We start from the raw sequence: 13343 nt of genomic DNA on the forward strand, positions 1-13343 counted from the left end.
ATTGTAGAATATAAGGAGCTGAAAGGGTGTGATTACGATATTTATCGCTAAAAGAGAAAACGGAGAAAAAATTCATTTACTCTATAATTGTAATGAAGAGCTTTTGCGCCGTATGCGTCAACAAGAACGATTCTTTTGTGTAGCTTGTGGAAAGGAAGTGCAAATGAAATTAGGGAAACAAAAAAGTTGGCATTTTGCTCATAAAAAAGTGAATTCATGTCTTGCCTTTTATGAAGCGGAATCAACGTATCATATGCATGGTAAAGAATTGTTATATAGATGGTTTAAGCGTCAAAACTTTCAGGTGGATATAGAGTACTACCTTCCAGAAATTAAGCAACGACCAGATGTTTTTGTAGAGAGGGCGGGCAGAAAAATTGCAATTGAATACCAATGTGCAAACCTCGCTATAGAGCAGCTGTACAAAAGAACATATTCGTATTGGCAAGCTGGTATACAGGTCATTTGGATCGTTGGTGGAAATCAATTAAAAAGGCAATCTGCATATTGGATGAAATTTTCCTCACTTATGGCTTTCTCCTTACAATCTTATCCTCAGCCACTTCTTATTTTCTTCTGTCCGAAACAAAAATCATTTATGAAATGTGCATTTGTCACTCCCTTTTCTACAAATGTCTTTTTCTCACATACTATATATTTACCAACTGATACGACTACTTTTGAAATTCTTTTTTCTCCCGTGCCTTTCGGGAAAGAAAGATTGGGTGAAGAGTGGAAGAAGAGAAAGAACTACTTCCGCAAAAATGCCCTGCCGATTTGGAATTATAATTATAAGTCATTATTACGCCTCTTATATCAATTTAAATGTACCCCAGCAAGCTTTCCTTCTGAAATTGGTGTTCCACTCCCTTCTGCATTTGCTTTACAAACAAACCCATTTATATGGCAAGCTTTCCTATATATGAAGTGTGTAGGGGAGCTTGCAGTAGGAGAGTGTATTTCTCTTCAATACGTGTGTAGTTATGTAAAAAGGTATACGAAAAGGCGGATACTCCCGTACTTTTCAAAGCACATATGGAAAGTGGCAGTTACTGAATATATGACATTTTTATGCTATATAGGTGTTTTGCGTAAAGTGGGAACTTATACATACCGGAAAATAAGGGATATCGTGATGTTAAAAACAGAGGAGGAAATTATGAAACATGATGAGATTTGCTTAATACATGCGCTATCTTTATTTGAGGTGAATTTTAACATGAGAGGAGGAAAAGGGGATATAATAAAGAATGATTGTGAAGGAATTACATAAGAAAAAAAACGAATTGTACTTAAGTAGAGATATTTAAAGGAGGGCTTAAAGAATGTCTGAACAAAACAAAGCGAAAGCATTACCAGATCGCAACGAGATTGAAGAAGCAAGTACGTGGCGATTAGAAGATATTTTCCAAACGGATGCAGAATGGGAAAAAGAATTCCAAGCTATTAAAGAGCTATTGCCGAAGTTAACTGAATTTAAAGGGAAACTTGGTGACTCTGCGGACAATTTACTTGAGGCATTGCAATATGAAGATGAAATTTCAATGCGATTAGGTAAGTTATATACATATGCTCATATGCGTTACGATCAAGATACAACAAACTCTGTATATCAAGCATTAAATGATCGCGCAACAAATTTATATTCACAAGTAACTAGCAGCACAGCGTATATTGTGCCTGAAATTTTATCGATTTCAGAAGATACACTGCAAACATTCTTGAAGGAAAATAGAGATTTAAGTGTATATGAACATGCATTAGAAGAAATTACACGTCAACGCCCGCACGTATTATCAGAAGCTGAGGAAGCTTTATTAGCGGAAGCATCTGAAGTAATGAGTTCATCAAGCAATACATTCGGTATGTTGAATAACGCGGATTTAAAATTCCCATCTATTAAAGGGGAAGACGGAGAAGAAATAGAAATTACACATGGCCGTTACATTCAGTTTTTAGAAAGTGATGATCCTCGTGTTCGCAAAGATGCATTTAAAGCTGTATATGAAACGTACGGAAAATTTAAAAACACATTCGCGAGTACGTTAAGCGGAGCAGTAAAACGTAATAATTTCAATGCGCGTGTTCGTAAATATGATTCTGCTCGCCAAGCTGCACTGAGCAATAATAATATTCCGGAAGCAGTATACGATCAACTCGTTGAAACAGTAAATGACAACTTACATTTATTACACCGTTACATCGATATTCGTAAGCGTGCACTAGGACTTGATGAGCTTCATATGTATGATTTATATACACCACTTGTACCAGAAGTGAAAATGAATGTGAAATACGAAGAAGCGCAAGACCTTTTATTAAAATCTTTAAACGTACTTGGTGATGAATATGTTGATATTTTGAAAGAGGCATATGAAAATCGCTGGGTAGATGTGTATGAGAATAAAGGAAAACGAAGCGGTGCATATTCATCTGGTGCATATGGAACAAATCCGTATATTTTAATGAACTGGCATGATAATGTAAATAATTTATTTACACTTGCTCATGAGTTTGGTCATTCGGTGCATAGTTACTATACAAGAAAAACACAACCGCACGTATATGGTGATTATTCCATCTTTGTAGCAGAAGTGGCATCTACTTGTAATGAAGCGCTTCTAAATGATTATTTATTAAAAACGACAGAAGATAAGAAAGAGCGTCTATATTTATTAAATCATTATTTAGAAGGGTTCCGTGGTACTGTATTCCGTCAAACGATGTTTGCAGAGTTTGAACATATTATTCATAAGAAAGTACAAGAAGGACATGCTGTTACGCCAGACATGCTAACGGAAATTTACTACGATTTAAATAAGAAATATTTTGGTGACGCTTTAGTAATCGACGAAGAGATTGGTTTAGAATGGTCTCGTATTCCACACTTCTACTACAACTATTACGTATATCAATACGCAACAGGATTTAGTGCAGCGACAGCTCTATCTAAACAGATTTTAGAAGAAGGACAACCAGCAGTAGAACGTTATATTAACGAGTTCTTAAAAGCAGGAAGCTCTGATTATCCAATTGAAGTGCTGAAAAAAGCAGGAGTAGATATGGCATCTCCTGAACCAGTAAAAGAGGCGCTACAAGTATTTGAAGAGAAATTAAATGAATTAGAAGCATTATTATTTGAAGAAAAGTAATGAAAAAAGACGAGGGATTGTATCCTCGTCTTTTTTGTTGAATAGATTTAATGTCGATATTTGTTGAAGAGAAAGGTGGATTTCTTTGTTTTTTCTAACTGAAAGGATAGCTTTACGGCTGATTTTTGAAATTAAAACCCTTTGAATCGTTTTTTATAATTGAAATAAGAGAGTGTGATAACGATGATTCCGAATAAAAGAGGTAAGGCAATAATTTTAGGAAAAGCTTGTAGTAGAGAGAGGATGTACAAGAAAAAAGAAACGATGACAGCTAGAAAGAGAAGAGCAATATAAGATTTTTTCATAAATAAACCCCCTAAATGACCTTTTTTATAGCTTATTCAAAAATGAAAACGTTTAGAATGTGACAAAAGTGTGAAATTCGACAAAAGGGGTTGTTATCTGACGTCGAATCTTGTAATATAATAAGCGTGAACGAATTCACATACAAACATATACCCCTTTGTTTGAACGTGAAAATTTCTCCCATCCCCTTTAATATTTTTATAAGCCGTAAAGAAGAAGACCTGGTGTTTACACCAGGTCTTTTTCTTTTGCTATCCATTTCCAATAACGTTCGCATTTTACTTCTATCATTTGTACTTTTCGTTTCAGTTGTAATTTTTTTAGTTCGCGTTCAATTTCTTGTTGCGGACAGTCATAAATAAATGCTACTTCTTTTGAAGATATAAATTGTGTTGCTTCTAGTAGCACTTCTAAAGGTGGTAATGGTTCTGGCTCAATTTCACATTTTACAAGTTCTTTCAATAATTGTACGTATACATCGTAGGAATAATTTCCAGCGATTTTAATACCTTCTTCATCTGAGTTCGCATGAAAAAAGACGAGGGAAGGTATTTCTGTAATATGCATTTCATTCGTGAATTTCAAGTCACATTGGAAAGCTTTTTTTGCACTAGCAGAATGTAGATCTTTTTTAAATTCTTCTACATCAATATTGCTATCTCTCGCACATGCAAGTAATAGTTCGCAGTCAGGGTTTGATACATTTTCAAGGAAAATGTATTCTTGGAGTTTTCGCAAAAACTTCGAACCTGCTTTTCGGCCTTGCAACTCCGCTGCCTTAATTGCCATCGAAACTAAATATGGTGTTGACGATGCTTCTTGCATATGTACCTTTCCATCACATGAAAAACCTTGTAAACTGGTTGTCTTTTCCCACACAAATCGAATATTAGCAGGTTTATTCCATTTGTGTGAGGAAGCGTTCGTTCTATCCACTTTTCCTGTTACGATATGACGAATAGAGAAGTATTTCCCGTATTCAAGCCATAGTTTAATAATAAAAGGCTCAATTTCCCAGCAATCTTTACAAAGTGGATCAATAAATAAATATGCTTCTACAGACTTATGCTCACATGCGGAAGGAGATGGCATATTTATATGCTTTGCTTCCTGCTTATCCATTACACTTCACCTGTTTCGTTTGGAGTATTAACCATATGCTGAGCGGTTAATGCTAAACGTTCAAAAACAAACTCTCTTATATGACCATGCACTCCAGTATCATCCATTGCTTGCTCCATACATGATAGCCAAGCCTCTGCTCGTTTCGGGGTAATCTCAAACGGGAGATGGCGCGCTCTTAACATAGGATGACCATGTTCTTCAGTGTACAAATTAGGACCACCTAAATATTGTGTTAAAAATTGCTTCTGCTTCCTAGCGGTTTCTGTTAAATCTTCCGGGAAGATGGGAGATAAGTCAGGGTGTTTACTGACATAGGAATAAAATGTATCTACTAATATTGCAATGCATTGTTCACCGCCAATTGCTTCAAATGGTGTCATCGGTTGCTTGCTCATCCTTTATAAACTCCTTTTTCCATGAAATGTATATCTATTGTAGCAATGGAATGTTCGAGAGGGCAAATAAACAGCCTTCTCAAAGACTCTTTGCTTATTCTACGGGTGTAAACTTTTTTAGTGAGATGTATCCACTAGTGAAACATATTCACTAGTGGAATTTTCACTTTAGCGTGCTTTGTTTTGTTTGGCAAGGAAAAAGCGTTTTACTTTGTTATTTGTATGGCGAATAGGTATGTTATGTTGCGTTAATAAATCAATAAATGCAGCTTTTCCTGTTTCTTCATCTTGCACTTCAAATTCAATTTCATAATCATCGTGATTGTAATAGAAACTATGATCAAAGACAAGCGTTCCGCCTTTAAATAATGTTTCTGCTCTTTCTGTTGTTAAACTACCCATATATGTTAAAGCAGAAACAGGAATTTGTAATTTGTGTAATTGATCTACTACTGCTCCTTGAATGATTGTGTTTGTTTCCATCATCATTTTTGCTTCGTCTTCTGTTACGACTTGATGCGTTTCTAATAAACCGATTTCTGCAGGTTGTTTCAACGTTAACGTATAAGTTTCTCCTTTATGACGAATACGAAGTGCAGAGCCAGCTTCTTTTAACGAGAAGTCGGGTGTTTCAAAGTAGTGATTCACTTGTTTTGTAAATGCTTCAATAGAAAACGATTTACATAATGTATCGAATTCTTCTTTTGTAACGATATTTTTGAATTCAATTTCAATTTCTTGTGTCATTGTATAATCTCCTTTTGAAAAATAATTCTTTACACATTATCGCTTTTTCATAAATTTGGTTCAATGTTTTATTTGTTTGCGTCCATGTTATGATACAATAATACTGTTAAGTAAGACAGGAAGTTGAGATGGAGGAGTTAGAGCATGCAAAATAAAATCCAAGTTAAGAGCGTAGAAAAGAGAGAGAATGCTCTTATTTTTTGTGCGGAAAATAGTGAAATAGAGGTAAAGGAGTTAAGTGCGCGTAATCACGTACTTGTAGACTCAGACAATTTATCATTTTTATATATCTTAGAAAATGAATCATCTTTCATTTATGTAAGTATTCCGCACACATGCTGGGAAGCAATGCATGAAGCGATGAATAACGATGTGGTTATGTTCGTTCGCGTGAATGACATTGAAATGGAATTAGAAGGATTAAAAGAAGAAGTAGAATATTTAGTTGAAAATATTGAAGGTAATGCAAATTACGGAGAAGAACTAGTAACTGCTGTAGAAAAAGTATTTCTATAAGCAAATGGATTGATTTTGGTGGTGGTTGAAATGAATCGAAATTGGGAAGAATTTTTAGCACCTTACCACCAAGCGGTGGCAGAGCTGAAAGTGAAACTAAAAGGAATGCGTACTCAATTTGCAATGTTAACAGAGCATTCTCCAATTGAGTTTGTAACAGGAAGGGTAAAGTCGGTTGCAAGTATTATTGATAAAGCGGAGAAGAGAAATGTACCGCTAGACCGATTGAGAGAAGATATGCAGGATATTGCTGGGCTTAGAATGATGTGTCAATTTGTTGATGAGATTAAGCCTGTTGTAGAATATCTTCGAAAACGAAATGACTTTGAAATCGTGGAAGAACGTGATTATGTTACGCAAAAGAAAGATAGCGGTTATCGTTCTTATCATGTTGTCATTAGTTATCCTGTTCAAACGATTCAGGGTGAACAAAAAGTATTGGTAGAAATCCAAATACGCACGCTAGCAATGAACTTTTGGGCAACAATTGAGCATTCTTTAAATTATAAATATAGTGGACGTTTTCCTGAAGATATTAAAATAAGGTTGCAACGTGCAGCTGAAGCGGCGTTTTTATTAGATGAAGAAATGTCTTCTATTCGTCTTGAAATTCAAGAAGCGCAAAAGGCTTTTTCAAGAAAGCAAGAAACGAAAGATTCTGAATCATAAACTAAAGGGTGTTGGGCGATGAAATTTACAATTATGTCAAAGGGAGATCAATCATCAGATACACTGGCAAGCACGATGAAAGAGTACTTGCTAGATTTTGGATTTATAATGGATGAAAAGGAACCCGATATTGTAATTTCTGTTGGGGGAGATGGAACGCTTTTATATGCGTTTCATCGTTATTATAATCGATTGGATGAAACAGCATTTGTTGGTGTACATACAGGACATCTAGGTTTCTATGCAGATTGGTTACCGACAGAAGTAGAGAAATTAGTAATTGCAATTGCGAAAACACCATTCCAAGTGGTGGAATATCCGCTTTTAGAAGTTATTATTCGCTATGTGAATGGAAGTAAAGAGTCACAGTATTTAGCGATGAATGAGGCGACTGTAAAAAGTGCAGAAGGTACATTAGTAACAGAAGTAGAAATACGCGGAGAATATTTTGAAACATTCCGCGGAGACGGCCTTTGTATCTCTACTCCTTCAGGAAGTACCGCGTATAATAAAGCGCTTGGCGGAGCGATTATTCACCCATCTATTGAAGCGATACAAATTGCAGAAATGGCGTCCATTAACAATCGTGTATTTCGTACTGTAGGATCGCCACTTGTATTGCCGAAGCATCATACATGTGTGTTAAAGCCAGCTGCAGGAATGAACTTACAAATTACAGTGGATCATTTAGCGATGGTTCATCAAGATGTGAAATCAATCCAGTATCGCGTCGCAAACGAGAAAGTACGATTTGTTCGTTTCCGTCCATTCCCGTTCTGGAAACGAGTTCGTGACTCGTTTGTTGCAGATAAATAGAAAGGGTTATATATTTGAACAGATTTACATTGAAATGGGATATAGGTCCGGCTGAAGAGGGAACTTTAGTTAGGGAATTTTTGAAAACGAAATGTATTTCTAAAGCCGCTTTAACGGATATAAAGTTTCACGGCGGGGCAATTGAAGTAAATGGTCAACATGCGAGTGTTCGTCATCAGTTGCGTGCTGGTGAAAAATTACGTGTCTTTTTTCCAGTTGAGGAAAGAAGTGAAGGGATGATGGCAGAAGATATCCCTTTAAGCATTGTATATGAAGATGACGCGGTTCTTATCATTAATAAAGAGGCGAACATGTCAACGATTCCGTCTAGAGAACATCCGACAAGGAGTGTTGCCAATGCGCTTTTATCTCATTATGATAAGCAGCACCTTGCAAGTACAGTGCACATCGTAACACGTTTAGATCGTGATACTTCGGGGCTTATGCTTATTGCAAAAAATCGTTTCGTGCATCATCTTTTATCGAAGCAGCATCAACAAAAAGCTGTGAAACGAACGTATGAAGCAATTGTTCATGGAAAGATTGTAGAACGAGAAGGAATGATTGATGCACCAATTGGTCGAAAATCTGATAGCATTATTGAGCGAACGGTTTGTGAGGATGGACAAAGGGCAGTTACTCATTTTAAGGTAATTGATAGTACATATCATAAGACACATGTAGCGCTTGAGCTTGAGACAGGAAGAACGCATCAAATTCGTGTGCATATGGCTCATATAGGACATCCGTTACTTGGTGATAGCTTATATGGAGGGGGAAGGGATGAAATGAAACGGCAAGCACTTCATAGTAAATCTTTGACGTTTTATCATCCTATTTTAGAGAAAGAGATGTCTTTCACTATACAGCTTCCAAGCGATATGCAAGAAGTGTTGCGGCATACTTAAAAAGGGAACAAAATTCTTATATTATAAAGAATTTTGTTCCCTTTTTTCTTAGCGGAATAATATTAAAATTTGATTTTCACCCGTACGCTTTATAACGAAAAATCCATTTTCGGCTTTTGTAGCAATGCCATTGTCATTTGGACGACAATATCCATGTGCTTCGCAAGTGCCGTCATCACGTACTAACATTTGTCCAATTAATCCGACAGGAAGCCACTCGGCGCGATCCTTTCTTGCTACATATTTGCAAGTTGGATCCCATTCTGTATTTAAAAGAGGTTGTATTTCTTCGGTTTCCGTCCATACATATTGGCGTTTTCCAAAGTTATCTGTTTTATAACGTTTTTGCCAACTTAAAGCCCCGCTATTTCCTATAAGGGCAGGGGTTGCACTAGATATTCCTAAAATGAACGAATCGCGTGAAGTAGCTATCCGAATTTTTTCTTCGTTACTAAATGTAACGAAATAACCGACATCAATAGGTTTATGATCTTCGGTTTCAAACATTTGTGCAAAATCCGTTCCGCTTGCATTGTAAGACGCGCCCTCAATGTACATTTCTCCATTATGAGCAAGCCATTTAGCCCCGATATTATGGTCGGTGTCGCTTACACCATTTGCAATAAACCAAGAATAAGCTTCTTCTGCAGTGCCGAAGCGCCCCATAATATGGCTACCTGCAAAATGAGCTGTTGATGTATGATGACCTTCCGCATGAGAAGAGGATCCGTTAGCGATAGTTGCGTTTCCTTCTGCGTGTGCTGCTTCGCCTAAAGCAATCGTCTGTTTACCCTCCGCATGAGAATAAGCCCCGCCTGCTGTCGTTTCACTTCCCTCACTATGCGAACTATGTCCAGTTGCTTTTGAGTTTGATCCTTCTGCATGAGAGAAAGAACCTTTTGCGTGTGTTAATAAGCCTTCCGCATGTGCTGCCATGCCCTCCGCATGAGAGTGAAGCCCCTCTGCATATGCATATCGGCCGCCCCTTTTAACTTTTGTATTTTCAGGTGTAGGTGTCTCAATTATGAGTGGTTTTTCAATTTGTATATCATTCGATGAAGCTAATGCTTCTTTTATTTTTTTTACTTTGTTTATAATAGCAGCTGGAATTTCTGGTTCCACTTTTTTATTCATTGCTACAGAAATATTTTCTTCCGTCTTTTCTTCTGTTTGGTTAGAATGTAGTATCTGTTCATCTTGATTTGAAAGCTGTTTATTTTTTTGTTGCATCTTTATTTTTCTGCGATCGATTATGCGGCTCATCACAGCATTTTCTAAAGAGACATATGTTGGTTTTACTTTGCTTTTTTTTGATGACTCTTGTTCTTCCAGTTCTTCTATCGCTGCAGCCCGAATACTACACCAGTTGTTAATTCCGTACATGGGCAGATATAAAGGGGGGAATTTTCTTTTTTGTTTAGAAGATTTTTTCTTCATTCTGTCACCTCCTGCGACATTATATGTAGGGTAATTAAAAAAAGATGCACTTTATTGCATCTTTTTTTAATTACTTTACCTAGTTTTATATGAAATCTGCCTAAATAATGCTAAGTAAGATAGTTATGAAATTGGACGGAATTTCTCAGCGACAAAAGGTAAAGAAGAAGGGACAGAGATAGTCTCCATTTCAGGATAACGTAATCCGGTTAATTTGCCACCAAATACAGCACCAGTATCAATATTGACTGTCTGATTGACGAATCGAGGTTCTGCTACTGGTGTATGTCCATATACAATCCAAGCTTGTCCCTTGTATTCTTGCGCCCAATCGCGACGGACCGGTGAGCCATCGGCATGCTTTTCTCCTGTAATATCGCCATATAATACAAAGGTTTGTACTTTTTTATCTCGTCTTCCTATGTAATCTTGCCGAATCCCAGCGTGACATACGATTACTCTTTTTTCGTCTAGTATGTGGTAGAGTGGTGATTGTTCATAAAGAGTGATAAACTTTTCTTTTATAATGTTTTGCTTATGAGAAGGAAGTGCCTCATATTCAGCAACAGTTGTTTCAAGTCCGTGAGCGACTGTTACATTACGCCCAAGGAAAAATCGATATAGTTTATTACAGTGATTTCCAGGAGCGTAATAAGCTTCTTTTTTATGTATGACAAGTTCCCATACAATTTCAATCATACGTAATGAATGAGGACCACGGTCTGTAATATCGCCAACGAATGCAAGTTTGCGTTGGTCAGGGTGAACCGGTAGACCGCTACTCCAGTTATATCCTAGCTTCTCTGTTAAATTTTGAAACTCTTGGAAACATCCATGAATATCTCCTATAATGTCATATTTCATATTTAAACCTCCATCGTATTTTTCATTAGTATATCTAAAAAAGGATAGAGATAAAAATATAGCGTTTTTGTGTTGTTCATTTAAACATAAAGATTTTCGTTCTTGAGCGAACATTTAAAATGAACCCAATCGCAATCATGTATGTAAGCAGTGAACTTCCTCCGTAGCTCATAAGAGGTAATGTTATCCCTGTAATGGGAAGTAATCCGATTGTCATCCCGATATTTTGGAATACTTGGAAAGTAAACATTCCGATTGTACCAGCGCAAATGTAACTACCAAAAGGGTCATTACTTTCTAAAGCAATATGAATCATTCGAAAAATGAGTAAGAAAAAAAGAGAAATAATGACACTTGCGCCTAGAAATCCAAATTGTTCAGCGACATTAGTGAAAATAAAATCTGTATGTGGTTCTGGAAAATATACTTGTCCATTTTCCCACCCTTTTCCTTGCATTTCTCCGGATCCAGTCGCTAAGAATGCTTGTCTTAATTGATATCCTTGTGCATCATATTTGTAAGGTGCTAACCATCCGTAGAAGCGATTTAATTGATATTCTTTTAAAATATGTGCTTTAAAGAAATCTGTGTGAGTAAAAAAAATATATATTAATGTAGATCCAGCCACGAAAGTAGCTGAAACTAATCCGAAAATAAAACGCCATCGTATGCCAGAAACTAGTATCATTGCTGCAAGCATCGCTGAAATGACCATTGTATTTCCTAAATCTGGTTCCTTTGCGATGAGTAGTAGTGGTGGCAAACTTGTTGCAAATATTTTTCCAAGTAGTAAAAAATCGTCATGTATTGTTTGGAGAAAATATTTCTCATTATGGTTTGCTATAATTCGTCCAATGACGATAATTAAAAATAATTTCATAATTTCAGAAGGCTGAAAATTTCCGATGCCTGGGAGCCTGTACCAAGCTGTAGCGCCTTTAATTGTAACGGCACCTGGTACTTGAAGTTCTAGTCCAATAAGTAGTACCATTGCAAAGCTGTACAAATACCAAGCGATTTTTTGATAACGGTCGAAATCGATAATCATAATAACACCAATGGCTATAAATCCAATGAAATACCATTGGATTTGTTTTAGTACAAAATTGACGTTTTGTAAAAATGGCGGTAAAGAGGCTTGCGCACTTGCAATAGCACAACAACTAACAATCCCAATGGCAAATAAAATAAATAGTAATACGTAGTCTATTTGATATTGAGAATTTGGATCTTTCAATGTAGGTATTCCTTTCTACTGCTCTTTATAGTAATGGATTTTATCCCGCATTAATGGGCAGTAAGACCCCCACCTCAAAATTCAGCGAAAGCGAAGAAGTTCGGTGGGGGATCAACTGCCCGTAAAAGCCCGATTGGTGAGAGCTGATTAAAGTTTCACTTTATAGTATGAGAAAGAATGTATGAACTATACAAATAATTCACATATAGTCCATACACTTTTGATTTTGCAGAGTAGTTTAATTGTTTAACTCTTTAATAATTATATCCAAACAATGGGAAAGACGTACATGTGCGTCAGGAAAAATATCTAGTTGATGAAGATAGTATTTTAAGGAACTTTTACACCATTGGTAAGCACTAAGTAGAGCTGCTCTATAGTCCGTAGTATTTTGTAAAAAGCCATATTCTTTTGCTGTTATAACAAGGTGTGTGAAATCTTCACAACCTTGAAGGAGCTTATTGTGTATTTGTTGTCCAGCATGGTAGCGAAATTGACTTAAAGGCTCAGAAATGTATATTGCATTTCCTTTAGAAAGTAAAGAAATCCATGAGGCCATATCAACACTACAAGAATATTGTCGCTCTTTAAGGGTGCCAAAAGGTTCAGTGAGCAATTCCTTTCGGAACAAAGTAGTTGTAGGCTCACCGATAATGTTGTGTCCGCCCTTTAACATCCAATTACCTAAAAATATCCCGTTTAATGGGGTATCTTCACTATATAACCTTTGTGTTGGATGGGAATCACCTATTAGATTTCCATGATCATCAATACGTACTCGATAAGAAGTAACAAGAGCAAGGTTTTTATTGGGATCTTGCTCAAAATAGGCCATCATTTTTTGTATTTTATGCTTATAAAACACGTCATCGTCCATTAAAAAATTTATATACTCACCATTTGATTTTTCTATGAGCATAAGGTCATTGTGAAATTGTCCTAGAGTAGGGATATTTCGAATGTATGTTATATTTTTATAATTTGGTAAGTATTGTTCACGTATTAAAGTTGCTGTTTCATCATTTGTACTATCATCTCCGATGATGATTTCAATATTAGAATAAGTTTGTGCCAATGCACTTTCTAGAGCAATTTTGAAATAATGAGGCCGATTATAAGTGGGAATAAGGATGGAAACGAGAGGTGGATTTTTTTCATTTATCATACATAA

14 protein-coding genes are annotated in these 13343 nt (G+C 36.3%); 6 read left to right on the plus strand and 8 right to left on the minus strand.

What is annotated here, in order from left to right; all coding sequences use genetic code 11:
• Window positions 1-28: 28 nt before the first annotated feature.
• A complete protein-coding gene (locus tag MR169_RS05550; protein ID WP_000628326.1) occupies window positions 29-1273 on the plus strand; it encodes a competence protein CoiA in 1245 nt (414 codons plus the stop codon).
• Window positions 1274-1325: 52 nt separating this feature from the next.
• Window positions 1326-3152 (plus strand): oligoendopeptidase F, encoded by a 1827-nt coding sequence (gene pepF, locus MR169_RS05555; protein WP_242319091.1) that lies wholly within the window; start codon window positions 1326-1328, stop codon window positions 3150-3152.
• 131 nt (window positions 3153-3283) lie between these two features.
• Here the strand turns inward: pepF and MR169_RS05560 are convergent, their stop codons facing one another.
• From MR169_RS05560 to MR169_RS05575, 4 genes are all read right to left on the minus strand, one after another.
• Window positions 3284-3457 carry a hypothetical protein gene (locus MR169_RS05560; protein ID WP_000750355.1) on the minus strand — a complete coding sequence of 58 codons (174 nt, stop codon included), beginning with the start codon at window positions 3455-3457 and terminating at the stop codon, window positions 3284-3286.
• 229 nt (window positions 3458-3686) lie between these two features.
• Complete coding sequence (locus MR169_RS05565) at window positions 3687-4580, minus strand: ClpXP adapter SpxH family protein (RefSeq protein ID WP_242319092.1); 894 nt, start codon at window positions 4578-4580, stop codon at window positions 3687-3689.
• Window positions 4580-4978 (minus strand): globin domain-containing protein, encoded by a 399-nt coding sequence (locus MR169_RS05570; protein ID WP_000043386.1) that lies wholly within the window; start codon window positions 4976-4978, stop codon window positions 4580-4582. The genes MR169_RS05565 and MR169_RS05570 overlap by 1 nt, the downstream gene beginning before the upstream one ends.
• A gap of 168 nt (window positions 4979-5146) precedes the next feature.
• Complete coding sequence (locus MR169_RS05575) at window positions 5147-5725, minus strand: CYTH domain-containing protein (RefSeq protein WP_061664359.1); 579 nt, start codon at window positions 5723-5725, stop codon at window positions 5147-5149.
• A gap of 144 nt (window positions 5726-5869) precedes the next feature.
• Between MR169_RS05575 and MR169_RS05580 the strand changes: the two genes are divergently transcribed.
• Genes MR169_RS05580 through MR169_RS05595 form a run of 4 tightly spaced genes read left to right on the plus strand, consistent with a single transcriptional unit; the run spans window position 5870 to window position 8634 of the window.
• Window positions 5870-6241 (plus strand): UPF0738 family protein, encoded by a 372-nt coding sequence (locus MR169_RS05580; RefSeq protein ID WP_001180003.1) that lies wholly within the window; start codon window positions 5870-5872, stop codon window positions 6239-6241.
• 30 nt (window positions 6242-6271) lie between these two features.
• The gene (gene yjbM / locus MR169_RS05585) at window positions 6272-6910 is read left to right on the plus strand and encodes a GTP diphosphokinase (protein WP_001081482.1); all 639 of its coding nucleotides are present in this window, start codon (window positions 6272-6274) and stop codon (window positions 6908-6910) included.
• An 18-nt stretch (window positions 6911-6928) separates the two neighbouring features.
• Window positions 6929-7726 carry an NAD kinase gene (locus tag MR169_RS05590; protein ID WP_000673189.1) on the plus strand — a complete coding sequence of 266 codons (798 nt, stop codon included), beginning with the start codon at window positions 6929-6931 and terminating at the stop codon, window positions 7724-7726.
• A gap of 14 nt (window positions 7727-7740) precedes the next feature.
• On the plus strand, window positions 7741-8634 hold the full coding sequence (locus MR169_RS05595) for an RluA family pseudouridine synthase (protein ID WP_242319093.1): 894 nt from the start codon (window positions 7741-7743) through the stop codon (window positions 8632-8634).
• 48 nt (window positions 8635-8682) lie between these two features.
• Here the strand turns inward: MR169_RS05595 and MR169_RS05600 are convergent, their stop codons facing one another.
• The 4 genes from MR169_RS05600 to MR169_RS05615 all read right to left on the minus strand — a co-directional run bounded on the left by MR169_RS05600 (window position 8683) and on the right by MR169_RS05615 (window position 13337).
• A complete protein-coding gene (locus MR169_RS05600) occupies window positions 8683-10071 on the minus strand; it encodes a peptidase G2 autoproteolytic cleavage domain-containing protein (protein WP_000730513.1) in 1389 nt (462 codons plus the stop codon).
• A gap of 123 nt (window positions 10072-10194) precedes the next feature.
• On the minus strand, window positions 10195-10935 hold the full coding sequence (gene prpE, locus MR169_RS05605) for a bis(5'-nucleosyl)-tetraphosphatase PrpE (protein WP_000872698.1): 741 nt from the start codon (window positions 10933-10935) through the stop codon (window positions 10195-10197).
• Window positions 10936-11011: 76 nt separating this feature from the next.
• Window positions 11012-12172, minus strand: a complete 1161-nt coding sequence (locus MR169_RS05610; RefSeq protein WP_000654697.1) for an FtsW/RodA/SpoVE family cell cycle protein — start codon at window positions 12170-12172, stop codon at window positions 11012-11014.
• A gap of 238 nt (window positions 12173-12410) precedes the next feature.
• Window positions 12411-13337, minus strand: a complete 927-nt coding sequence (locus MR169_RS05615; protein ID WP_001999321.1) for a glycosyltransferase family 2 protein — start codon at window positions 13335-13337, stop codon at window positions 12411-12413.
• Window positions 13338-13343 lie beyond the last annotated feature (6 nt).

This window comes from Bacillus cereus group sp. BfR-BA-01349 (assembly GCF_022663795.1).
GTDB classification, from domain to species: domain Bacteria; phylum Bacillota; class Bacilli; order Bacillales; family Bacillaceae_G; genus Bacillus_A; species Bacillus_A cereus.